Genomic DNA, 21941 nt, shown 5'->3' with positions numbered 1-21941 from the left:
CGGTGCGTCGTGCCCGGGAGACCTCAGGGCGATCGAGGGGCGGCCGGGTTCGGCCCGGTGGTGACACTTCCAGCTCCGAGAAGCCTCACGCCTCCGCCGCCGGCGCCTCCTCCAAGCCCTCGTCCAGCTCCTCGTCCAGGTCCTTTTCCATGCCTTCGTCCGTGCCTTCCTCCGACACGAAACCAGGCAGCCACTCCTCCAACTCCTCGCGCAGGCGCACTGTCGAGCCCAGCTGACACAGCACACCGATCGTGCTCAGCGTCACCCGGTGAATGAGGAGATACGCCGGGGGCAGGTTGAGCTGCTTGCCCAACTGGTAGGCGGGGGAGCGCGGGTCGCCGATCCGGGCCGCCTGGCTGCGCATCCAGCTGCGGGTGAAGGTGAACTCCTCGGCCTGGGCCGGCTCGATGATCGGCAGGAGGTAGTCGAGGACGGCGTCCGGGTCCAGCTCTATGGATTCCTTGATGAAACCCTCGGCGCGCAGGAGTTCGTAGACGGCGTCCGCCTCGCCGTCGAGCGTCATCCGCAGTGAGCTGCCGATCGGGGTCGGCAGGCCACCAGGGAGACGGTCGACCGTGCCGAAGTCCAGGACGCCCAGGCGCCAGTCGTCCTCGCCGTCAGGGCCGCCGGGCAGGAGGCGGAAGTTGCCCGGATGCGGGTCGGCGTGCAGCAGCCCGGTGCGGGCGGGGCCGGAGAAGAGGAAGCGAGCCAGGAGCTGGCCGGCCCGGTCGCGCTGAGCCTGGGTGCCGTCGGCGATCACCTCGGACAGCGGGATGCCGTCCATCCACTCGGTGATCAGCACCTGGTCGCACTGGTGCACCACACCGGGCACCACGACGTCCGGGTCGTCGGTGAACTCCTCGGCATGGGCCTGCTGGGCCTGCGCCTCCAGGCCGTAGTCCAGTTCCTCCGAGACGCGGTCCTTGAGCTCCGAGATCAGCGGCTTGATGTCCACACCGGGAATGAGAGGACCGAGCAGGCGGGCGAAGCGGCTCAGTTGGTTCAGGTCGGACAGCAGGGCCTCGCCCGCGCCGGGGTACTGCACCTTGACGGCCACCTCGCGGCCGTCGCGCCACACCCCGTGATGCACCTGGCCGATGGAGGCAGCCGCCGAGGGCTTGTCCTCGAACTCGAGGAACAGTTCCTGCCAGTCCTCGCCGAGCCGCTCCACCAGCACCGCGTGAACGGTGCGCGTCGGCATCGGAGGCGCCGCCTCCTGGAGCTTCGTCAGCGCGGCCCGGTAGGGGCCGGCGATCTCCTCGGGGAGTGCCGACTCGAAGACGGACAGGGCCTGGCCGAACTTCATCGCGCCGCCCTTGAGCTCGCCGAGCACCTTGAACAGCTGCTCTGCCGTGCGCTGTTGCAGCTCGCGGCCGACCAGCTCGGCGGACTCGCCGACGATCCGCTTGCCGAGCCCCCAGGTCGCCCGTCCGGCGAAACCGAGCGGCAGCGCGGCGAGCTTGGCGGTACGGGTGACCGCCTTGCGGGGAAGATCAGACATGTGCCCTCCAGGTCCCAGCAAGCCGCGCCGCGTGTGTCGTACGGCGTAACTCCTTCGACGGTTGTTGCTCCGCCATTGTCTCGTGCGACCCCTCGTCCTTGGGTGTGTGTTCCCCCTTACCTTTCTCCGCTGCCCCGCACGGGCATGCTGGGTGCCCCCAGACCGCCCGCGCATGCCAGTGGAGAGTGGGCAGGGAGACCTCCCAGCGTGCGCCGACGCTCGACGGTACCTGGCCGTCCAGGAAGGCCAGCGCGTGCGCGGCGGCAAGACCCGCGACCGTGGTGGCCAGCGCCAGATCGCAGGACCGCACCCGGCGCGGTCTGCCGGATCGCCACTGGGCGACCAGCCGGGGCCAGACCTGGTCGCGGTCCGTGCGGGCCTCGTGCAGACAGCCGGCGCAGCCTGTCTCGCCCGGCAGCACGAACGGGCCGACCACCCCGGTCGCCTCCACCACGCCGGCGTACAGATGGGGTGTGCCGGAGGTGATCAAGGGGTCGGCGGCGGACGGGAGGGGCGCGTGCACGTCGACGTCGTCCCGTGGGGCCAGGATCACGAGGGAGAGGCCGGGCTCGTCGCCCTCCGGCGGTGTGCGGGGACTTCGGCGCGGTGGGCGGTCCGGTGCCGAGCGTCGCACGGCGCGCCGCGCTGCCTCCTGCCTGCGCTCGCCGACGGATTCGGCGGGCAGCCCGCCCGGCGCGACGTCTCCCGGTTCGACCGAGCCCACGTCGCGCACGTCGACCTCGCCGACCCCGGCCCCCGACAGCAGCGAGGCCAGGACCGCGCCGACCCGGCCGGCTCCTCTCACTTGCACGCGCAGGGAGCGGCGGGCGGCCAGGAGCCTGATCGCCTCGCCCGGTTCGGACGTGGTCAGGGAGAGCGAGGCCAAATCGGGGCGCAGCCGGTCGAGGACCTCCTTCTTGGCACGCAGGGTCTCGGCGGCCGGGCCGCCGCCTTTCGCGTCGTCGACGAGCCCGGCCCGCGCGAGCCGTTCCACCAGCGCGTCGACATGCCCGTCCGGCAGGTCCATGCGACGGCCCTCCTCCCGCAGCAGCGGCAGCCCGCGCGTGCCGTTGAGCAGGTCGAGGAAACTGCCCGTCGCCGTGTCCATCGGGCCCAGCGTCATCGCGTGCGCCGGGGTCATCCCGAACTGCACGGTGTTGAGATCGCGCCAGCCGCGCCGGAGCGCGGGCTTCACGAGCGGAACGAGCGGAACGAGCGGAACCGTCGGAACCGTCGGAACAAGCGGAACCATTGGTTGCGGATCCATCGACTGCATGACAGGCCCCCGTAGCCCTCGTAGAACATCACCGGATATCCCCGGACATCCGGAACATCCCCACCTGCCGGTGGACGTCGGTCGCAGCTCCACCGGCAAGAGCCAGCATGCCCCGGCACGGCTCCGGGCGCCGAAAGTTGTCCACAGGCAGTGGGTGTTAGTCGTACAAGTCAGTCGTATGAATCAAACGCATGTGGGGGATCGGAAGCGAACCGACCCGGAGTCGGGACTTCCCCCGTGTGCAGCGGGTAACGTCGGGGCGTGTCCGCCGACCCACTGCACCGCGCCGGAACGCCACAGCGCAGTACGACGAGCCTGCCCCCGAGCGGCTCGGCGGCGAGCGCGATCGAGGTGCGCAGGAGTTCCCGCCGACGCCGGACGGTCTCCGCGTACCGCGAGGGCGATCGCACCGTTGTGCTCATCCCTGCCCGGATGTCCGAGGCCGAGGAGCAGCGTTGGGTGAGCGTCATGCTCGACAAGCTGGCCGCCCAGGAGAGCAAACGAGTCCTCGGCGACGCCGAACTGGCCGAGCGTGCCCAGCGTCTCTCGGCCCAGTACTTCGACGGCCGGGCTCGGCCCGACTCGGTGCGCTGGGTCACCAACCAGAACACCCGCTGGGGCTCGTGCACCCCTTCCGAGGGCAGCATCCGTCTGTCGCACCGCCTGCAGGGCATGCCCGAGTACGTCGTCGACTACGTCCTCCTGCACGAGCTGGCACATCTGCTCGTTCCAGGGCACGGGCCCAGGTTCTGGCGGTTGCTGGAGGCGTATCCGCGCACCGAGCGGGCCCGGGGATATCTCGAAGGAGTCGTCGCCGCCGAGCGGTTGCCCCACCTTCCGGGCGCGCGCGAAGAGTGACGGCAGCCCCGCGCGGTTTCTTGGACGGGTGCTGCGCGGGATTTTGTACCGGATCTGTACCGACTTCCTCCGGTGTCCGAGTTTGCCGTTAGCCTGTCGCGACGCACTCGCATTCGGGATGGGGGACGGTCGTTACGCATGGCCAGGGAATTCCAACGCGGCCACAAGGCCAAGATCAGTGACCTCACCGCGGGCACGGATCTGTACGTAGGCGTACAGATCTCCGGCCCCGGACTGACCTTCGACATCAGCTGCTTCGGGCTCGACGCCGACGAACGGCTCTCGGACGACCGGTACTTCATCTTCTTCAACCAGCCGAAGTCCCCCGAGGAGTCCATTCAGCTCCTGGGCGCGCAGGCCGGCGACACGGAGGCCTTCAGGGTCAGCCTCGACAAGATCCCGCCGCAGATCCAGAAGCTGTCGTTCACAGCGACGATCGACGGCGCCGGTCAGATGTCGCAGATCGCTTCCGGATACGTCCGTATCGTCGCCGGCGGCGAGGAAGTGGCCCGGTACGCCTTCGACGGTGGCGAGTTCTCCACCGAACGCGCCGTCATGCTGGGCGACTTCTACCTGAAGGACGTCTGGCGGTTCGCCGCGGTCGGGCAGGGCTTCGACGGCGGCCTCGACGCGCTGCTGAAGAACTTCGGCGGAGAGGTCGCCGAGGAGGAGCCGCCCGCGCAGGCCGTCCCGGCGCAGACCCAGGCGCCGACGTTCGCGCCGCCGCCACAGGCCGCACCGGCGCCCCCCGCCCCCGCACCGGCGCCCAACTTCGGAGCACCCGCGGCCCCGTCCGTCCACACGGCTCCGACGATCGTCGGAACCACCCCGCCCGCCGGAATCGGCACCCCGCCCGGCGTCCCACCGCAGGCGCCCCCGCCGCCCACCAGCCCGCACATGTTCACGCCTCCCGGAGCGGGCGCCCAGACGTTCGCGCCCCCGGGCGCCCCCGGGGCCTTCCCGGGCCAGGGCCAGCCCTTCGGCGGGAGCACGGTGCTCGCGCCGGTGCCGCCCGAGGCGAACGTCCGCGTCGTGCTGACGAAGTACGCGGAAGCCCCGGTAGGGGACCGCTGGACGGAGCAGAATCCGCAGCTCGTGCGGGCAACGCTCACCAAGGGCGCCCCGATCCTCGCCAAGCAGGGCAGCATGGTCGCCTACCAGGGCGACATCGACTTCGCCCACAAGGGCTCCGGTCTGCTCGGCAAGCTCACCGGAGCGCTCACCGGCCAGGGCATGTCCCTGATGCGCTGTTCCGGTGACGGCGAGGTTTTCCTTGCCGACGAGGCCAGCCGGGTGTTCGTCATCCGCCTCCAAGGGGAGCAGCTCTACACCAGCGCGCAGGGTGTGCTCGCCTTCGACGAGGCCCTGGACACCGAGGTGCGGCGCATCGAGGGTGCGGGCCTGCCGGGCGGCGGCCTGTTCAGCATGCTCTTCTCGGGTACGGGAGCGGTCGCCGTGAAGACACGCGGCGTGCCGGTCGTCATCCCCGTCGGACCGGCCACCTACGTCGACGGCAACGCCGTCATCGCCTGGTCCGCCGGTGCGCAGGCCGTCACCACGACCGCGCTCAGGCTGCGCCGTTCCGGGTACTCCCGGCAGACCTCGGAGGCCGTGAACCTCCAGTTCCGCGGCGCCCCCGGCAACTTCGTCGTCGTACAGCCCTTCGAGGTGTGAGGCCCATGGACACCCAGACTCTCAGCGCGCACCGCGCCGCTTCGACCGGCGTCCGCATGAGCGTGCACAGCTCCAAGACGCTCAAGGTCACCATGGCCACCGGACACGATCTGCTGGCCAAGGCCGGCTCGATGATCGCGTACGACGGCTACGTGCAGTTCGAGGGGGCGCCGGCCAGCCTGCGCCGTTCGGCGGAGGAGATGGTCAGCGGCGAGGGCGGCAGGCTGATGCTCTGCCGCGGTGACGGCGACCTCTACCTGGCCGACTACGGCGGCGACGTCCTCGTCCTCCACCTGAACGGCGAGGCCCTCTCGGTCAACGGCGCCACGCTGCTGGCCTGCGACGCCTCGCTGGAGCTGACCATCGAGCCGGTCAAAGGTCTCGCCAAGCTGTCCGGCTCGGGCCTGACCAACCTCGTCATCCGGGGCACTGGCTGGGTCGCGCTGGTCAGCCGGGGCATTCCGATGGCCCTGGACTGCGCCGAACGGGAGACGTACGTCGACCCGGACGCCCTGATCGCCTGGACGACCGGCCTGGACATGAAGGCGCGCCGCACGGTCAAGGCGAGCGCGCTCATCGGCCGAGGCAGCGGTGAGGCCTTCCAGATCGGCTTCAAGGGGCAGGGCTTCGTGGTCGTCCAGCCGAGCGAGGACACCGGCGACCGATTCAAGATCCGGGGCTGAGGGGAGCACCCAGCACATCATGCACAGCACACTCTTCGCACACATCCCGGTGGAGTCCACCGGCCGCTACACCCTGCAGAACCCGCAGCTCCTCAAGACCGACGTCACCCAGGGCAGCAGCGCCGTGCTGGCCCGCCAGGGCGCCATGGTGGCCTTCGAGGGGCAGGTCGACTTCGACAGCCAGTACCGCAACCGCAGCTGGCGCAACGTCGAGCGGATGACCGGTGAGCGCCTGGAACTCATGCGCTGCAAGGGCAACGGCATCGTCTACCTCGCCAACCTCGCCCAGCACCTGCACATCATGGAGGTCGGCCGCGGCCTGACCGTCGACAGCTCCTACGTCCTCGCCTTCGACGGCTCCCTCGGGGTCGGCATCGTCGCGGTGGACAGTGCTGTGGAGATCGCCGCGGCGGGTGCCTACAACCTGGAGCTGTCCGGCTCGGGGCAGGTCGTCCTCATGACCTCGGGCGAGCCGCTGGTGATGGAGGTGACCCCGGAGAAGAACGTCTGCTGCGACGCGGACGCCGTGGTCGCCTGGTCCACGTCCCTGCGGACCCAGCTCCAGGCACCCACCTCCACGTCCGCCGTGTGGCGCCGCAAGGGCTCCACCGGCGAGGGCTGGGAGATGCAGTTCTCCGGCACGGGCCACGTCCTGGTGCAGCCGAGCGAGCTGCTGCCGCCCCAGCACCTGCGCTCGTCGGGGATGCTCGGCCAGTTCGGTATGCGCGGGAACTCCCTCGGGGGAAGCAACGCCTGAGCCGTCGGCATGGCCGGAAGACGAACGTAAGGGGCGACCGCCATTGCGGTCGCCCCTTACGTTCACAGCCCCTTACGTTCACAGCCTCGCGCGGGTCGCTTCCAGAAGTCGTACGACCGACTCGTCCGCCACGGCCGCCACCTCGTCGTATCCGAACCAGCGCACGTCGAGGGACTCGTCGCTGACCGCGTGCGCCGCGTCGGGCGGGGCCACGACCGCGTACTGGACGTCGAAGTGGCAGTGGCACGGCGGCGGGATCGGATGCCGGTCAAGGCGGACCGGGCCGCCCGGAAGCAGCGTCAGGCCCTCGACGCCGGACTCCTCCGTCGCCTCGCGCAGGGCCGCCGCCTCCAACGAGACGTCCCCCGGCTCGCAGTGGCCGCCCGTCTGCAGCCACATCCGCAGCTTCCTGTGCAGGGTCAGCAGGACCCGCCCGCGTGACGGATCCACCACCAGGGCGCTCGCCGTGACGTGCCCGTCCCCGCATGCCTTCCACATGCCGTCCGGGTGCGCGGCGAGGTGGTCGAGGTAGGCCTGGCGCAGCTCTTGCTGGTCCTCGTAGCCTTTCAGCACGAGGACCGCGTCGTCGTACAGGCTCACTCCGTGTCGTCGCCCTTGTCCGTGTCCTTGGAGTCCCTCTTCTTGAGGTCGGGCTTGTCCGCAGCCTCGCCGAGCATCTTGTCCAGCTCGGAGAAGTCCAGCTGCTCGCGGTGCACGAAGCCGTCCGGGTCGTCCAGGTCGGAGGCCGTCGGCAGCATGTCCGGGTGGGCCCACACGGCGTCCCGGCCGTCGACACCGCGCGCGTCGGTGAGCGAGGCCCACAGACGGGAGGCGTCGCGCAGGCGGCGCGGGCGCAACTCCAGGCCGATCAGCGTGGCGAACGTCTGCTCGGCCGGACCGCCCGAGGCGCGACGGCGGCGCAGGGTCTCGCGCAACGCGTCCGCGGATGCCAGCCGTGGCTTCGCCGCCGCGTGCACCACCGCGTCCACCCAGCCCTCGACGAGCGCCAGCGCCGTCTCCAGACGGGCCAGGGCGGCCTTCTGCTCGGGCGTGTCCTCGGGCTGGAACATGCCCTGCTGAAGGGCGTCCTGCAGCTGCTCGGGGTTCTGCGGGTCGAACTGGCCGACCACGTCCTCCAGCTTGGCGGTGTCGACCTTGATCCCGCGCGCATAGCCGTCGACCGCGCCGAACAGGTGCGAGCGCAGCCACGGCACGTGCGCGAACAGGCGCTGGTGGGCGGCCTCGCGCAGGGCGAGATACAGCCGCACCTCCTCCTTCGACACGCCGAGGTCCTTGCCCAGCGCCTCCATGTTCACCGGCAGCAGCGCGGCCTTGCCGGCCGGGCCGAGCGGCAGGCCGATGTCGGTGGAACCGACGACCTCGCCCGCGAGCACGCCGACGGCCTGCCCGATCTGCGTGCCGAACATGGCGCCGCCCATCGAGCGCATCATGCCGATCAGCGGGCCTGCCATGGCCTGCATCTCCTCCGGCAGGACATCGCCCATGGCCGCGCCGACGCGCTCGGCGACCGGGTCCACGAGCTCCTTCCACGCGGGCAGGGTCGCCTCGACCCACTCCGCGCGGCTCCACGCCACAGCGGTGCCCGCGCCGGACGGCAGGGACGTCGCGTCGTCGAGCCACAGGTCGGCCAGTCGGACGGCCTCCTCGACCGCGGTGCGGTCGGCGGGGCCGACGCTCGCGTCCTTGGTGCCGTCCGCCGTGCCCTGGGAGACCGTCTGGCGGGCGATCTGCTTGGCCATGTCCCAGTTCACCGGGCCGCCCTCGTACGAGAGCATCTGGCCCAGCTGCTGGAAGGCGGCGCCCAGGTCGTTGGGGTTCAGCGAACCGAACATGGCAGCGAGCGGATTGTCCGCACCAGGGCCGCCAAAGCCCCCGGCGCCGGGCAGCCCGCCGAAACCGAACGGGTTGGCCGGGCCCTCACCACCGCCGCTCTGCGGGTCCTTCTTCTTGCCCTCGTCGCCGTCGTCCGGCTCCTCCGGCGGAAGGCCGAATCCGAATGGGGTGTCACTCACGGGATTCCTCGGCTGGTAGGGCCGCCGGATGTCCCCGACGGCTGACTGCCCGATAACACCACCCAGCGTAGACACCAATGGGCGCTTCTGGCCTCGGTGCTTCGCCGACTCTCGGCCTGCGGCAGGATGGATGCCACCTGGTACGTACGCGTCACTCGCGTTCGTACTGAAGACAACCGCTGGAGACGCCCGGTGAGTTCCCCAGATCCGCAGGTTCGCGCAGCGCGAAACCACTCAACCACGCCCGGTGCCCGTGGGCCCGTCGTCGCCGTCACCGGTGCCGCGTCCGGCGTCGGCGCGCTGCTCGTCGAGCGGCTCGCCGCGTCGGACGAGATCAAGCAGGTCATCGCCATCGACGAGCGGCGCGGCGAGTGCGCGGCGGCGCAGTGGCACATCCTGGATGTACGGGATCCGGCCATCGCGGAAAAGCTGCGGGGGGCCGATGCGGTGGTGCATCTGGCGCTCGACCTGGATCTGGAGACCGACGCCGCCGCCCGTACGGCCTACAACGTGCGGGGGACACAGACCGTGCTGACGGCCGCCGCGGCGGCCGGGGTGCACCGGGTCGTGCTGTGCACGTCGGCCATGGTCTACGGGGCTCTGCCGGACAACGAGCTGCCGCTCTCCGAGGACGCCGAGCTGCGGGCCACGGCGGAGGCGACCGGGGTCGGCGACCTGCTGGAGATCGAGCGGCTGGCGCGGCGCGCGCCGCGGGCGCATCCGGGGCTCAATGTCACCGTGGTGCGGCCGGCCGTGCTGGTGGGGGAGACGGACACCGCGCTGACCAGGTACTTCGAGTCGCCTCGGCTGCTGGTCGTGGCCGGGTCGCGGCCCGCTTGGCAGTTCTGTCACGTCGAGGACCTGTGCAGCGCTCTGGAGTACGCCGTCCTGGAGAAGGTCGACGGGGAGCTTGCCGTCGGGTGCGACGGGTGGCTGGAGCAGGAGGAGGTCGAGGAGCTCAGCGGGATCCGGCGGATGGAGCTGCCGTCCGCCGTCGCCCTGGGTGCGGCGGCCCGGCTGCACCGGATCGGTCTGACGCCGTCCCCGGCGGGCGATCTGGCGTACACGATGTACCCCTGGGTGGTGAGTGGTAGCCGACTGCACGACGCGGGGTGGCGGCCGCAGTGGACCAACGAGGAGGTGCTCGCGGAGCTGCTGGAGGAGGTCGCCGGGAGGCACACGGTCGCCGGGCGGCGACTCGGGCGCAAGGACGCGACCGCGGCGGGGGCCGCGGGGGCGACGGTGGCTCTGCTGGGCGCGGCGGCGGTCGTGCGGCGGGCTCGGAAGGCTCGCCGGCGGATCTGACGGGTGTGCCGTGCAACGGCGCGGCACACCTCCTGTAGGAGGCTCCGAACAGGCACGCGTGCGTACGGGGGATCACGCTGTTCCTCGTCCTCGTCGGCGTGCGGCAGGATGGACGCATGGCACCCACACACGAGCACCCCGGTGAGCAGGCCGCTCCGGATCCCATCAAGCTCCTGGCCATCCGGGAGACGGCTCTCTCCTTGGACGAGGTCTTCCGGGCCGTGGGGGACGATGCCGCGGGCGGGACCGCGTTGTTCGTCGGGACCGTGCGGAATCATGACGGGGGCACCGATGTCGACGAGCTCGGGTACTCGTGCCACCCCAGTGCCGAGGCCGAGATGCTGCGAATCGCCGAGAAGGTCGTCGCCGAGTACCCGGTGCGGGCCCTCGCGGCCGTCCATCGAGTGGGTGACCTGAAGGTCGGGGACCTTGCCGTCGTGGTGGCCGTCTCCTGTCCCCATCGGGGCGAGGCCTTCGAGGCGTGCCGGAAACTGATCGACGACCTCAAGCACGAAGTGCCCATCTGGAAGCACCAGAAGTTCTCCGACGGCACCGAGGAGTGGGTGGGCGCCTGCTGAACCCCGTCTCACCCTCCGTGACGTCCCTTGCGGTTGCGTAACCGCACCCCTGGCGTGAGCGTTGTCAGTGCGGACGGTTAGTCTGCTGATCAGTCAGTTTGCGGTCGCTCATCGGGGTTGGGAGGACGGCATGGCGGCGCTCGCCTGGTTGTTGATTCCGCTTGTGGCTGCGATCGGCGCCGGTCTCTGGGGCAGTTGGGCCAATCGGACCCGAAGGGCCCGCAGCGACGGCCCGGAGCTCGACGGGTACGCCCGTTTCCGCGCCGCCATGGAGAAGCCCCAGTCCGGCACATGACCCGGACGCGGCCCTGACGGTGCGCTGACAGAAGCGTCCCGTACTGTCGTGCCATGCCACGCCGCACCGCGACGATGCTCGCCTCCACCCTGATGCTGATCGCGCTCCTGTGCGCGGGAGTCTTCATCAATGTGCCGTATTCGGAGATGTCACCGGGCCCGACGGTGAACACGCTCGGGGACCACGGCGGCGAGCCGGTGCTGCAGATCTCGGGACGCAAGACGTACGCGACGAGCGGGCATCTGAACATGACCACCGTCCGGGTCACCAGCGCCGACTACAAGATGAACCTCGGCGAGGCTGTCTACGGGTGGCTCGCGCACGACAACAAGGTCGTGCCGCACGACACCCTCTACCCGGACGGCAAGACCGAGGAGCAGTCCACCCAGGAGAACGCCGAGGAGTTCAGCCAGTCCCAGGAGAGTGCGAAGGTCGCCGCTCTCAAGGAGCTGGACGTCCCGGTGCAGTCCTGGGTGATCGTCTCGACGGTCGTCAAGGACTCCCCGGCCGAGGGCAGGCTGCACGCTGGTGACGTGATCAAGGCCGTCGACGGTACGGCGGTGAAGGAGCCCGACGACGTCGCCGAACTGGTGACCAAGCACAAGCCCGGCGAGGACGTCGTCTTCACGATCGTCCCCGCCAAGGAGCAGGCCGCCGCCGAGAAGGAGAACAAGACGGCGACCAGGACCGAGGACGTCACCATCACGACGAAGACCTCCGACGACGACGGCGAGAAGCGCGCCATCGTCGGAATCTCGGCCGGGACGGACCACACGTTCCCGTTCACCATCGACATCAAGCTCGCCGACGTCGGCGGGCCGAGTGCCGGGCTGATGTTCGCCCTCGGCATCTACGACAAGCTCACCCCGGGCAGCCTCACCGGCGGCAAGTTCGTCGCCGGCACCGGGACGATCGACGACGGCGGCAAGGTCGGCCCGATCGGCGGCATCGAGATGAAGACGGTCGGCGCGCGCAGCAAGGGCGCCCAGTACTTCCTCACGCCTGCCGACAACTGCGCGGCCGCCGCGAGCGACGCCCCCGAGGGGCTCACCCTTGTCAAGGTGAAGACCATCGACGACGCCCTCGGCGCTCTCAAGGACATCCGCTCGGGGCACACCGCCGACCTGAGGAAGTGCACGACCAAGGGCTGACGAACAGAGCCTCGTCGCGACTGGGGCGCCTTCGGTTCAGTCCTCGAACGTCGCCGCCAGTGCCTGCGCAAGGCCCGGTACCAGGTCGCCGCCCGTGAGGACCTCCGTGGGGGAGTCCTTCTCGCGCAGTCGCAGAGCGGAGTCGCGTGCGCCGTCCCGCAGGACCGCGACCGTCATGCGGACCTCCTGGCGGTCGGGGTGCTCGGCCACCCACTGGGCGAGCTTCTTCTCGGTCAGGCCTTCCGGGACGGACGCCTCCGCGGAGGGCGGCAGCATCAGGCGCTCCACCGTGAGCGCGCAGCCGACCACCGCGTCGGGCCAGGCGATCGTGCCGAGGAACTCGTCGAGCGGCTTGCCCGCGGGGATCTCCTCCTGCTCGATCGGGGTGAGGCCGGTGGTCTGCTGCTCCGCGTCGAGGCCGAGCTGGGCCGCGAGGGCGGGTTCCTGAGTTCGCAGCCGCGCGGTGTCTACGAGGGCGAAGAGGCGGGCGGGCTGGTCCCAGCCGAGGCCGGAGGCGTACTCGTCGATCTCGAGAACGGCCCGGGTCAGCGGGCTCGCCGCCATGGGAGTGTTGGACATGGTCACAATCCTCTCTCGTTCAGGGCCGGAATCGGGAACCGAGTAAAGCGTGAGTAAGTTGCATAGGTGGGGGCCTACGATCACGAGGCCCACGGACGGCCCGTGATCACGCGGGTCTGACAGACCAACAGCGAACTTCGAGGTGCGCACCTTGGCTTTCCAGATGCCGGACCGCGGCGGAGGCCCGACGGGGCCACGGATCAGAGTGGGCCGCCCGTCCCGGCGTGTCCGGACCCTGCTCATGACGCTGGGCGTGCTTGCCGTTCTCGGCATGGCGTTCACCATGTTCGCCGGGTTCTGGACGGACTGGCTCTGGTACCGGTCGGTGAACTACTCGTCCGTGTTCACGACCACCCTGTGGACCAAGATCGGGCTCTTCTTCGTCTTCGGTCTGCTGATGGCCCTGGCGGTCGGCTTCAACATCTGGCTGGCCCACCGGCTGCGCCCGCCGCTGAGCGCCATGTCGATGGAACAGCAGAGCCTCGACCGCTACCGGATGGGCATCGCGCCGTACAAGAGGTGGCTGCTCCTCGGAATCACCGCCCTGGTGGGCCTCATCGCCGGCGCCTCGGCGTCGAGCCAGTGGCGGACCTGGCTGATGTGGGTCAACGGCGTGCCCTTCAACCAGAAGGACCCGCAGTTCCACCTCGACGTCTCCTTCTACGCCTTCGACCTGCCCTGGTACCGGTTCCTGCTCGGCTTCGGCTTCGCCGCCGCGATCCTCTCCGTGATCGCCGCCGCGCTCACCCACTACCTGTACGGCGGTCTCAGGGTCACCTCCCCGGGCGCGCGTGCCACGGCCGCCGCGACCGGGCACCTGTCGGTGCTGTTGGGCATCTTCGTCGCGCTGAAGGCCGTCGCGTACTGGCTCGACCGGTACGGACTGGCGGTGAAGTCCAGCGACTTCAAGGCCACCGACGCCTGGACCGGTCTCAGGTACGTCGACGCGAACGCCTATCTGCCGGCCAAGACGATCCTGTTCTGCATCGCCGTCATCTGTGCCGTGTTGTTCTTCGCCACCCTGTGGCGGCGCACCTGGCAACTGCCCGTCATCGGCTTCGGCCTGATGGTGCTCTCGGCGATCCTCATCGGCGGCCTGTACCCGGCGATCGTCCAGAAGTTCCAGGTCCAGCCCAACGAGCAGGCCAAGGAAGCGCCGTACGTCACGAAGAACCTCAAGGCGACGCGTGAGGCGTACGGCATCGACGACACCAAGGTCACCGAGTACGCGGGCAAGTCCACCACCACGGACAAGACCAAGCTGCGCGATGACGTGGACGGCACGGCCAGCATCCGCGTCATGGACCCGAACGTCGTCTCGCCGACGTTCCAGCAGCTCCAGCAGATGCGCAACTACTACGCCTTCCCGACCAACCTGGACGTCGACCGCTACAGCAAGGACGGCAAGGATCAGGACACGGTCATCGGTCTGCGTGAGCTGAACCTCAACGGCATTCCGAAGAACAACTGGATCAACGACCACTTCCGCTACACCCACGGCTACGGCGTGGTCGCCGCCAAGGGCACCACGGCCGACGCCGAGGGCCGCCCGGTCTTCACCGAGTCCGACCTGCCCTCCCAGGGCGACCTCGGGACGTACCAGCAGCGGATCTACTACGGAGAGAAGACCACCACGTACTCGATCGTCGGCGGTCCCCAGAAGGAGATCGACTACTCCGACGACAAGGGCGAGAAGACCTTCAGCTACACGGCCGACAGCGGGGTCAACCTCTCCAATCCGGTCAACCGGGCCGCGTACGCGGTGGCGTTCAGCGAGCCGCAGATCATGTACTCCGGCGCGATCGGCGAGGGCTCGCGGATCCTGTACAACCGCACGCCCAAGCAGCGCGTCGAGGCGGTGGCCCCCTGGCTGACGATCGACGGCGACGCCTATCCGGCGGTCGTGGACGGCAAGATCCAGTGGATCGTCGACGCGTACACGACGACGAACGGCTACCCGTACTCCTCGCGTACGACCCTCGGTGACACGACGGCCGACTCGCTGACCGCGACGAACAACTCGCGCGCGGTGGTGGCCCAGCAGAACCAGGTCAACTACATCCGCAACTCGGTGAAGGCGACCGTCGACGCGTACACCGGCCAGGTCAAGCTCTACCAGTGGGACACCCAGGACCCGGTCCTGAAGACCTGGATGAAGGCGTTCCCGGGCACGGTGAAGGCGAAGGCCGACATCTCCGATTCGCTGATGGCCCATCTCCGGTACCCGCAGGACCTGTTCAAGGTCCAGCGCGAGCTGCTCAGCCGCTACCACGTCAAGGACGCGGACACTTTCCTCAGCGGCAGCGAGGTGTGGCAGGTGCCGGACGACCCGACCAACAAGTCGGGTGACGCGGTGCCGCCGTACTACCTGAGCATGAGGATGCCCGACCAGTCGGCGCAGGCGTTCTCGCTGACGACCACCTTCACGCCCAACGGGCGGGACAACCTCAGTGCGTTCATGGCGGTCGACGCGGAGGCGGGCACTCCCGACTACGGCAAGATCAGAATCCTGAAACTGCCGACCAGTACGACCGTCAACGGGCCCAAACAGGTGCAGAGCCAGTTCAACTCCGAACAGGACATCGCCGAGTCCATCAGACTTCTGCAGGGCGGCGACTCCGAAGTGGAGTACGGCAACCTGCTGACGGTGCCACTCGACGGAGGACTGCTGTACGTGGAGCCGGTCTACGTACGCGGTGGTGGACTCAAGTACCCGCTGCTGCGGAAGGTGTTGGTGACCTACGGCGGCAACACCGCCTTCGAGGACACCCTCGACCAGGCCCTCAACAAGGTCTTCGGAGCGGACGGTTCGACCACCGAGCCACCGGACGAGGGCGAGGACCAGGGCACGACCCCGCCACCGACATCCAGTAACCCAACGGTTCAAAAGGCCCTGGACGACGCCCAGAAGGCCTTCGACGCCGGCCAGGAAGCCCTGAAGAAGGGTGACTGGGAGGCGTACGGCCAGGCCCAGGCGGACCTGGAGGCCGCGCTGCGGCGGGCCGAGGACGCGCAGGCCGCGGCCGACAAGGCCGGTGGTGGCAGCACCGCCAAACCCAGTCCGAGCGGCAGCCCGAGCCCCAGCGGCAGTCCCGACAGCAGCTGAACGGCAGTCTTTGGAACGACTGATCGGCAGTCGCGAAAGCAGCTGGTCAGAGCCCACCCCGCGCCGTGATACGGTTGCAGAACAACGGCGCGGGGTGGAGCAGCTCGGTAGCTCGCTGGGCTCATAACCCAGAGGTCGCAGGTTCAAATCCTGTCCCCGCTACTGAAGTCGAAGGCCCGGATCCTTTCAAGGATCCGGGCCTTCGGTGTGTGTGCGAACGCATGTGCCGACATGAGGGACGGCCGTGCCGCCAACGGGGGTTCGGGAATTCCGTGTTTGACTTGTCTCTCTGTGGGCATGTCGACAAAACGCTGAAGTGACCTCACTGGCTGCGGTATACCAGGTGTACCCAGGTTGCAGGTGGTGCGACGATGGACGTTATGGGGGACAAGGCAACTCTGTTCGAGACAGGGCGTTTTGTGCAACCTTCCCAGCCGGACGAGGCCGGGGAGGCGGTTGAGGGTGTCGCCGAGGACGCGGCCGAAGAGGTCCGGCGGCGGATCGCCGCCGAGACCGGCGACGTCGAGGCGATGAGCGTCCTCGGGGCCATGCTGCTGCGCCGCGGTGATCTCGACGGAGCCGAGCCCCACTTGCGTGCTGCCACCGCGGCCGGTGACCGGGCCGCCGCCAACAACCTGGGAGTCCTCCTCCACCAGCGCGGGTACGCCGACGACGCCGCCGGATGGTGGCGGATCGCCGCCGTCGCGGGATCCGCCGCGGCCGCGCACGCGCTGGGCCGGCACCACCGTGAGCGGGGCGACGAGCCGGCCGCGGAGTACTGGCTGCGGCAATCCGCCGAGCAGGGACACGCGCTGGGCGCGTACGCCCTCGCCGATCTGCTGGAGCACCGCGGGGACGCCAGGGCCGAGCTGTGGATGCGGTCCGCGGCCGAGCGGGGGCACCGAGAGGCCGCGTACCGGCTGGCCCGCGCGCTTGATCGCAAGGCGGTGGGCGAGGCGGACACCGGGGCCGACAGCGCTGTCGCCGAGTCGTCGGAGGCGGAGGCAGAGGCGGAACAGTGGTACCGGCAGGCCGCCGCGCGCGGGCACCGGCGGGCCGCGCTGCACCTCGGGGCGATCCTGGAGAAGCGAGGCGAGCTCAAGGAGGCCGGGCGCTGGTACCTGACCTCCGCCAAGGACGGGGAGGCGCGGGCCGCCTGCGCGCTCGGGTTCCTGCTGCGGGACGCCGGGGACAGCGAGAGTGCCGCCGTGTGGTGGCTGCGGGCCGCACAGGACGGCGACGGCAACGCGGCCAACGCGCTGGGCGCACTGCACGCCGAGCGCGGGGAGCCGCAGACCGCCGAGCGGTGGTACCGGGCGGCGATGGACGCCGGTGACGACAACGGGGCGTACAACCTCGGGCTGCTCTGCGCCGAGCAGGGCCGGAAGGCACAGGCCGAGCAGTGGTACCGGCGGGCCGCGTACGCCGGGCACCGCGAGGCGGCGAACGCGCTGGCGATCCTGTTGCTGCAGGGCGGGGACGCGAGGGGTGCGGAGCCGTGGTTCTCCAAGGCCGCGGAGGCCGGAAGCGTGGACGCCGCGTTCAACCTGGGCATTCTGTTCGCCGGGCGGGGCGAGGACGCTGTCGCGCTGCGGTGGTACGAGCGGGCGGCGGGCGCCGGGCATACCGAGGCGGCGCTTCAGGTCGGGATCGCGCGGCTGCGGGACGGGGACGAGCGGGAGGCGGAGCGGTATCTGCGCTGTGCGGCGGGGGGCGGCAGTGCGGAGGCCGCGTACCGGCTGGCGACCGTTCTGGATGCCCGGCGGCCGCCGGTGCCCTCGCACGAGCTCGGGGAGACGGTGCACGAGAAGAGCGAGTGCGAGGAGTGGTACGAGCGGGCGGCGTCACTCGGGCATCGGCGGGCGCAGGTACGGGTCGGGATGCTGGCCGCGGCCCGGGGGGACGTGGTGGAGGCGGCTCGGTGGTATCGGGAGGCGGCCGAGGCCGGGTCCCGGAACGGCGCGTTCAATCTGGGGCTGCTGCTTGCTCGGGAGGGGAGTGAGCCGGAGGCCGCGGTGTGGTGGACTCGGGCGGCTGATGCGGGGCATGGGCGGGCGGCGTTGCGGCTGGCGCTCGTCTACGCGCGTCGGGGGGAGTTGGCTGAGGGGCAGCGGTGGGCTGATCGGGCGGTGGCGCTCGGGCCGGGGGAGGTTGCGGAGCGGGCGGCTCGGTTGCGGGATGCGTTGCGGCAGGAGTTGTCGGCGTGAGCCTGCGGTGAGCTGGGGCGGTGTGGTGGTTGGCGTCGGATGTTTCTCGCCCCCGCCGCCCCTTCCCGTCCCATCCCCAGGGGCTCCGCCCCTTCGACCCCGGCGACTGCGTCCCCTGCACCCCTTGCGGGGCTCCGCCCCTGTGCCCGGCGTGTTCCGTCCCCGCATCCCCCGGGTCCCGCGCCCCGCGCCCCCGCTGGGGCTGCGCCCGGACCCCCGGGTCCCGCGCCCCGCACCCCGCTGGGGCTGCGCCCCAGACCCCCTTCGGCCCGAAGGGTCTCGTCCTCAAGCGCCGGACGGGCTGAGGGGGTGTGGATCGGCGTCGACAGGTGTGCCCCGTTGACCTGCGCTGATGAGCGGCAGGTAATCGATTTGCCTCTGTCGGTGTCCTTGACGTAGTGTTCCATTCATCGACGCGGGGTGGAGCAGCTCGGTAGCTCGCTGGGCTCATAACCCAGAGGTCGCAGGTTCAAATCCTGTCCCCGCTACTGAAGGCCGAGGGCCGGGATCCAGAAATGGGTTCCGGCCCTCGGTGTTTTGTCGGGTTGTCACGGGCGGTGGCCTGTTGCCTCCTCGTACAAGGCTCTGCTCACCGTCTTCGACTCCGGTAGGGGGTCGCCCTCGGTCACGCCCTGGGCGCGGTACGCGGCCTGGAGGCGGTCCGTGGTGCCGGAGCGGATCTCCCAGTCCATGCGGAGGGACGGGGTGGACTTGAGGATGGACTCGTCGGTCTTGAGGAGCTTCGCCAGGTAGGTGACGAAGGCCGCGTCCTGTTTGTAGTCGGACGTGAAGTACGTGTTGATCGTGCGGATGTAGGCCCGGAGCAGGGCCACCCCGGCGTCCACGTCGTCGTTCAGCAGGTTCGGGCCGTACAGCATGCCGCCCAGGGGCTCGCCCGGAGGCTGACCGCCGAGGAAGGCGTATCCGGGCTCGCCGTCGACCTTGCGCCAGACCGGGTCGAGGAGCCAGGCCGAGTCGACGCCTCCGTTCTGGAGGGCCGTGAGGACGTCGGCGGAGCCCAGTTGGGCGTACTGGATCTTGTCGAGGCCGCCGCCGTGTTTCTCCAGCGCCTTCTCCATGGGGTACGCGATCACGGAGCCCTTGCCGATCATCGTGCCCATCCTGCGGCCTGCCATGGCCACCCGCTGCGCGCTCTCGCCCTTCTTCAGCCGCACCCACAGGCCGCTCCTCGACTCCGGGTCGGGTGAGAAGTTGCCCGCGACCCACCTGATGTCGAAGCCGCCCCGGATGCCGTTCATGACGGCCGCCTCCGGGGCCGCCCACTGGGCGTCGATGTCCCCCTTGGCCAGGAGGGGGAGCGCGTCCGGTGTGGGCAGCACCTTCAGGGTGACGTCGAGGCCCTCTTTCTTGAATTCGCCCTTGTCAAGAGCCACTTGGAGCGGTGCCACGTACTCGGCGCTCAGTGTCCCCGTCGCGATCGTCAGTTTCCGGGTCTTGGCGAGGGGCTGCGGGGCCGGCGCGCCGGGCCGGCAGCGGGCCGGCGGGCGGTTCGGGGAGAGGTCGGTGGGGTCTGTCCAGGATGTGTCGCCGCAGCCCTCCACCGGGCGGATCGTGCGGTTGCCCGCCCCCGACCCCGACCCCGCCCCCGCCTTCGTCTCGGAGTCCGACTCCGACGGCGACGAGCAGCCCGCCGACGTCAGCAACGCGGCGGCGACGACCACGACCGCGTACGCGCGTCCCCTCATGACTGCCCCCGTCCGCGGTCCCGGGGCGCCCACGGAGTGAGCAAGCGCCCCACGATCCGCACCAGTTCGGAGAACACGACGCCGAGTACGGCCACGCAGACGATGCCGACGAACATCACGTCGTTCTGGAACAGTGCGCGCGAGTCGAAGATCAGGTGGCCCAAGCCGTTCGTGGCGGCGATCTGTTCCGACGCGACGATCACCAGCACCGCCACGCCCGCCGCGATGCGCGCGCCCACCAGGACCGACGGGAGGGACGCGGGCAGCAGTACGTGGCGGAACATCTGCCACGGGGAGGCGCCGAAGACGCGGCCCGCGTCGCGGTGGCCGGTGGGGACGGCGATCACCGCCGACATGGTCGAGATCCAGACGAAGAAGAAGACCGTCGCCGCCACCAGAGCCACCTGCGGGCCCTCGCCCAGGCCGAACATGTTCAGGAAGACCGGGAGCAGGGCCAGTTTCGGTACGACGTACAGGGCGTCCAGCAGGGGTTCCAGGGCGGCTCGGACGAGGGAGAGGGAGCCCATCAGGAGGCCCAGCGCGTAGCCCGCCGCCGTGCCCAGCACGTAGCCGGCCAGGACGCGTTTCAGGGTCGCCCACACGTCCGGCCACAGCTCGCCGGCCGCGGCCCGGTCCCAGCCGTCGGCGAGGATCGTGGACGGGGCCGGGTAGACGCGGTCGTCGATCCAGGCCTGGGTGGCGGCCAGTTGCCACAGGAGGATCAGCAGGAGGGGGACGGCCGCGGCGAGCGACAGTTCCAGAGCGCGCCTGCGGCGGTGGGTGCGTACGGGGTGGAGTTCCTGGGGGCCGGGGCGGCGGACGAGGACCGACGTCCTGGCGGGAGCGATCGTCGTCATGCCGGGATCGCCTCCTTCCTGAGGAGGTCCCACAGGTCGCTCTTGAGGGACGTGAACTCGGGTGTGGAGCGGATGTCGCCGGTGCGCGGGCGCGGGAACGGCGGTCGGTGTTCGGCGATGATCCGGCCGGGGCGGGCGGACATCACCAGGACGCGGTCACCGAGGACGATCGCCTCCTCCAGGCTGTGGGTGACGAAGAGGGTGGTGGTGCGGGTCGTCTGGGTCAGCTCCAGCAGCTCCTCCTGGAGAATCATGCGGAGTTGGGCGTCCAGGGCGGCGAACGGCTCATCCATGAGGAGGAGTTCGGGCTCGACCGCGAGGGCGCGGGCTATCGCCACGCGCTGGCGCATGCCGCCGGAGAGGGCCGCAGGGTAGGCGTGCGCGAAGTCGGCGAGGCCCATGCGGGTCAGCCACTCGTCGGCGCGAGCGTTCGCCTCACGGCGGGGGACACGCTCGATGTCCAGGCCGAAGCGGACGTTCGCACGGACCGTCTTCCAGTCGTAGATGCCGTAGTCCTGGAAGATCATGGCCGCGGGGCGGGGGCTTGTCGTACGTATCTCCAGGAGGCCTGTGCTCGGGCGGAGCAGGCCCGCAGCGATGCGCAGGAGCGTGGACTTGCCGCAGCCGGACGGGCCCACGAGGCAGACGAACTCGCCCGGGGTGACGGTGAGATCGACGGGGCCGAGGGCGTCGACGGTGCGGGGTGCGCGGCCGAAGGTGCGGGTCAGTTCGGTGGCGTGGAGTTTTGGGTGCGGATCTCCCACGGTTGCTCCTCGCGGAGTTCGGTACGGGGTGGGGGGTGTGCCGCACGACGATATGACGCCCCGTCAGATACGGGAAGAGGGCGAAGGGTGTACGCGGCAGAAAGCCCCGGCACCCATCGGTGCCGGGGCTTTCTGGAGACGGGGGAGCGCTACGCCGCCGCGCAGTTCGGGCACATGCCCCGGTACGTCACCTCGACGCCCGAGACCGTGAAGCCGAAGCGCTCGGAGTCGGGGAGGTCGGCCAGCGGGTTGCCGCCGGGGTGGACGTCCCGGATGGTGCCGCACTGGGCGCAGACCAGGTGGTGGTGCGGCCGGTGCGCGTTCGGGTCGTAGCGCTTGGCGCGCTTGTCCGTGGCGACCTCGAGGACCTCGCCGAGGGAGACCAGCTCCCCCAGCGTGTTGTAGACGGTCGCCCGGGAGATCTCGGGCAGCTTCGCGACCGCCCGCGAGTGGACCTCATCGGCCGTCAGGTGAACGTGTTCGCCGTCGAGCACCTCGGCCACGACGCGCCGCTGCGCGGTCATCCGCCATCCGCGTCCGCGCAGCCGTTCCAGAAGGTCGCTCATGTCCACCAGCCTAACAGCAAGAGGGACCAGGTCGCGACCAGGTGT

At 70.2% G+C, this 21941-nt stretch carries 19 protein-coding genes and 2 tRNA genes; 12 read left to right on the top strand and 9 right to left on the bottom strand.

Annotation, left to right across the window (positions count from 1 at the left end):
* Window positions 1–85: 85 nt before the first annotated feature.
* Window positions 86–1501 (bottom strand): ABC1 kinase family protein, encoded by a 1416-nt coding sequence (locus ACFYO2_RS09965; RefSeq protein ID WP_388346691.1) that lies wholly within the window; start codon window positions 1499–1501, stop codon window positions 86–88.
* A complete protein-coding gene (locus tag ACFYO2_RS09960; RefSeq protein ID WP_388346689.1) occupies window positions 1494–2753 on the bottom strand; it encodes a TOMM precursor leader peptide-binding protein in 1260 nt (419 codons plus the stop codon). Before ACFYO2_RS09960 ends, ACFYO2_RS09965 begins: the two co-directional genes overlap by 8 nt.
* 285 nt (window positions 2754–3038) lie before the next feature.
* On the opposite strand from ACFYO2_RS09960, the gene ACFYO2_RS09955 reads away from it, so the two are divergent.
* From ACFYO2_RS09955 to ACFYO2_RS09940, 4 genes are all read left to right on the top strand, one after another.
* On the top strand, window positions 3039–3635 hold the full coding sequence (locus tag ACFYO2_RS09955) for a M48 family metallopeptidase (RefSeq protein WP_388346686.1): 597 nt from the start codon (window positions 3039–3041) through the stop codon (window positions 3633–3635).
* 138 nt (window positions 3636–3773) lie between these two features.
* Complete coding sequence (locus ACFYO2_RS09950) at window positions 3774–5309, top strand: TerD family protein (RefSeq protein ID WP_388346683.1); 1536 nt, start codon at window positions 3774–3776, stop codon at window positions 5307–5309.
* Window positions 5310–5314: 5 nt separating this feature from the next.
* A complete protein-coding gene (locus tag ACFYO2_RS09945) occupies window positions 5315–5992 on the top strand; it encodes an AIM24 family protein (RefSeq protein ID WP_388346680.1) in 678 nt (225 codons plus the stop codon).
* Window positions 5993–6011: 19 nt separating this feature from the next.
* Window positions 6012–6749, top strand: coding sequence for an AIM24 family protein (locus ACFYO2_RS09940; RefSeq protein WP_388346677.1), 738 nt, complete (start codon window positions 6012–6014; stop codon window positions 6747–6749).
* A gap of 78 nt (window positions 6750–6827) precedes the next feature.
* Here the strand turns inward: ACFYO2_RS09940 and ACFYO2_RS09935 are convergent, their stop codons facing one another.
* Together ACFYO2_RS09935 and ACFYO2_RS09930 are read right to left on the bottom strand one after the other, a co-directional pair.
* Window positions 6828–7349, bottom strand: coding sequence for an NUDIX hydrolase (locus ACFYO2_RS09935; RefSeq protein WP_388346675.1), 522 nt, complete (start codon window positions 7347–7349; stop codon window positions 6828–6830).
* Window positions 7346–8782, bottom strand: coding sequence for a zinc-dependent metalloprotease (locus tag ACFYO2_RS09930; RefSeq protein ID WP_388346672.1), 1437 nt, complete (start codon window positions 8780–8782; stop codon window positions 7346–7348). The genes ACFYO2_RS09935 and ACFYO2_RS09930 overlap by 4 nt, the downstream gene beginning before the upstream one ends.
* A gap of 192 nt (window positions 8783–8974) precedes the next feature.
* Between ACFYO2_RS09930 and ACFYO2_RS09925 the strand changes: the two genes are divergently transcribed.
* The 4 genes from ACFYO2_RS09925 (at window position 8975) to ACFYO2_RS09910 (ending at window position 12111) form a co-directional block, all read left to right on the top strand.
* Window positions 8975–10087 (top strand): SDR family oxidoreductase, encoded by a 1113-nt coding sequence (locus ACFYO2_RS09925; RefSeq protein ID WP_388346670.1) that lies wholly within the window; start codon window positions 8975–8977, stop codon window positions 10085–10087.
* A 116-nt stretch (window positions 10088–10203) separates the two neighbouring features.
* Window positions 10204–10665 (top strand): molybdenum cofactor biosynthesis protein MoaE, encoded by a 462-nt coding sequence (locus tag ACFYO2_RS09920; RefSeq protein WP_388346668.1) that lies wholly within the window; start codon window positions 10204–10206, stop codon window positions 10663–10665.
* Window positions 10666–10795: 130 nt separating this feature from the next.
* Window positions 10796–10960 (top strand): hypothetical protein, encoded by a 165-nt coding sequence (locus tag ACFYO2_RS09915; protein ID WP_388346666.1) that lies wholly within the window; start codon window positions 10796–10798, stop codon window positions 10958–10960.
* 53 nt (window positions 10961–11013) lie between these two features.
* A complete protein-coding gene (locus ACFYO2_RS09910) occupies window positions 11014–12111 on the top strand; it encodes a PDZ domain-containing protein (protein WP_388346664.1) in 1098 nt (365 codons plus the stop codon).
* Window positions 12112–12147: 36 nt separating this feature from the next.
* Here the strand turns inward: ACFYO2_RS09910 and ACFYO2_RS09905 are convergent, their stop codons facing one another.
* Complete coding sequence (locus tag ACFYO2_RS09905) at window positions 12148–12690, bottom strand: PPA1309 family protein (protein WP_388346662.1); 543 nt, start codon at window positions 12688–12690, stop codon at window positions 12148–12150.
* A gap of 163 nt (window positions 12691–12853) precedes the next feature.
* On the opposite strand from ACFYO2_RS09905, the gene ACFYO2_RS09900 reads away from it, so the two are divergent.
* The 4 genes from ACFYO2_RS09900 to ACFYO2_RS09885 all read left to right on the top strand — a co-directional run bounded on the left by ACFYO2_RS09900 (window position 12854) and on the right by ACFYO2_RS09885 (window position 18491).
* The gene (locus ACFYO2_RS09900) at window positions 12854–15796 is read left to right on the top strand and encodes a UPF0182 family protein (protein ID WP_388347552.1); all 2943 of its coding nucleotides are present in this window, start codon (window positions 12854–12856) and stop codon (window positions 15794–15796) included.
* An 88-nt stretch (window positions 15797–15884) separates the two neighbouring features.
* Window positions 15885–15958, top strand: a tRNA-Met gene (locus ACFYO2_RS09895).
* Between the two features lie 209 nt (window positions 15959–16167).
* Window positions 16168–18003, top strand: coding sequence for a tetratricopeptide repeat protein (locus tag ACFYO2_RS09890; RefSeq protein WP_388346659.1), 1836 nt, complete (start codon window positions 16168–16170; stop codon window positions 18001–18003).
* 414 nt (window positions 18004–18417) lie between these two features.
* Window positions 18418–18491 (top strand) — tRNA-Met (locus ACFYO2_RS09885).
* A gap of 60 nt (window positions 18492–18551) precedes the next feature.
* On the opposite strand, the gene ACFYO2_RS09880 is transcribed toward ACFYO2_RS09885, so the two are convergent.
* The 4 genes from ACFYO2_RS09880 to ACFYO2_RS09865 all read right to left on the bottom strand — a co-directional run bounded on the left by ACFYO2_RS09880 (window position 18552) and on the right by ACFYO2_RS09865 (window position 21896).
* Window positions 18552–19709 (bottom strand): ABC transporter substrate-binding protein, encoded by a 1158-nt coding sequence (locus ACFYO2_RS09880; protein ID WP_388346656.1) that lies wholly within the window; start codon window positions 19707–19709, stop codon window positions 18552–18554.
* Window positions 19706–20566, bottom strand: coding sequence for an ABC transporter permease (locus tag ACFYO2_RS09875; RefSeq protein WP_388346653.1), 861 nt, complete (start codon window positions 20564–20566; stop codon window positions 19706–19708). The genes ACFYO2_RS09880 and ACFYO2_RS09875 overlap by 4 nt, the downstream gene beginning before the upstream one ends.
* On the bottom strand, window positions 20563–21330 hold the full coding sequence (locus ACFYO2_RS09870) for an ABC transporter ATP-binding protein (RefSeq protein ID WP_388346650.1): 768 nt from the start codon (window positions 21328–21330) through the stop codon (window positions 20563–20565). The genes ACFYO2_RS09875 and ACFYO2_RS09870 overlap by 4 nt, the downstream gene beginning before the upstream one ends.
* 149 nt (window positions 21331–21479) lie before the next feature.
* Window positions 21480–21896: a Fur family transcriptional regulator gene (locus tag ACFYO2_RS09865; RefSeq protein WP_388346647.1), complete on the bottom strand. Its 417-nt coding sequence runs from the start codon at window positions 21894–21896 to the stop codon at window positions 21480–21482.
* Window positions 21897–21941 lie beyond the last annotated feature (45 nt).

It is taken from the genome of Streptomyces sp. NPDC006602, from assembly GCF_042870385.1.
In the GTDB taxonomy this organism is placed as follows: Bacteria; Actinomycetota; Actinomycetes; order Streptomycetales; family Streptomycetaceae; genus Streptomyces.
Note: the sequence above shows the minus strand (reverse complement) of the source record. Positions and strands in the feature narration are given on the sequence as shown.

What these genes read in the sequence shown, in the direction of transcription:
- ACFYO2_RS09965 (WP_388346691.1), bottom strand. Translation starts at nt 1,501, where the DNA reads ATGTCTGATCTTCCCCGCAAGGCGGTCACCCGTACCGCCAAGCTCGCC.
- ACFYO2_RS09960 (WP_388346689.1), bottom strand. Translation starts at nt 2,753, where the DNA reads ATGGTTCCGCTTGTTCCGACGGTTCCGACGGTTCCGCTCGTTCCGCTC.
- ACFYO2_RS09950 (WP_388346683.1), top strand. Translation starts at nt 3,774, where the DNA reads ATGGCCAGGGAATTCCAACGCGGCCACAAGGCCAAGATCAGTGACCTC.
- ACFYO2_RS09945 (WP_388346680.1), top strand. Translation starts at nt 5,315, where the DNA reads ATGGACACCCAGACTCTCAGCGCGCACCGCGCCGCTTCGACCGGCGTC.
- ACFYO2_RS09940 (WP_388346677.1), top strand. Translation starts at nt 6,012, where the DNA reads ATGCACAGCACACTCTTCGCACACATCCCGGTGGAGTCCACCGGCCGC.
- ACFYO2_RS09920 (WP_388346668.1), top strand. Translation starts at nt 10,204, where the DNA reads ATGGCACCCACACACGAGCACCCCGGTGAGCAGGCCGCTCCGGATCCC.
- ACFYO2_RS09915 (WP_388346666.1), top strand. Translation starts at nt 10,796, where the DNA reads ATGGCGGCGCTCGCCTGGTTGTTGATTCCGCTTGTGGCTGCGATCGGC.
- ACFYO2_RS09910 (WP_388346664.1), top strand. Translation starts at nt 11,014, where the DNA reads ATGCCACGCCGCACCGCGACGATGCTCGCCTCCACCCTGATGCTGATC.
- ACFYO2_RS09905 (WP_388346662.1), bottom strand. Translation starts at nt 12,690, where the DNA reads ATGTCCAACACTCCCATGGCGGCGAGCCCGCTGACCCGGGCCGTTCTC.
- ACFYO2_RS09900 (WP_388347552.1), top strand. Translation starts at nt 12,854, where the DNA reads ATGCCGGACCGCGGCGGAGGCCCGACGGGGCCACGGATCAGAGTGGGC.
- ACFYO2_RS09890 (WP_388346659.1), top strand. Translation starts at nt 16,168, where the DNA reads ATGGACGTTATGGGGGACAAGGCAACTCTGTTCGAGACAGGGCGTTTT.
- ACFYO2_RS09880 (WP_388346656.1), bottom strand. Translation starts at nt 19,709, where the DNA reads ATGAGGGGACGCGCGTACGCGGTCGTGGTCGTCGCCGCCGCGTTGCTG.
- ACFYO2_RS09875 (WP_388346653.1), bottom strand. Translation starts at nt 20,566, where the DNA reads ATGACGACGATCGCTCCCGCCAGGACGTCGGTCCTCGTCCGCCGCCCC.
- ACFYO2_RS09865 (WP_388346647.1), bottom strand. Translation starts at nt 21,896, where the DNA reads ATGAGCGACCTTCTGGAACGGCTGCGCGGACGCGGATGGCGGATGACC.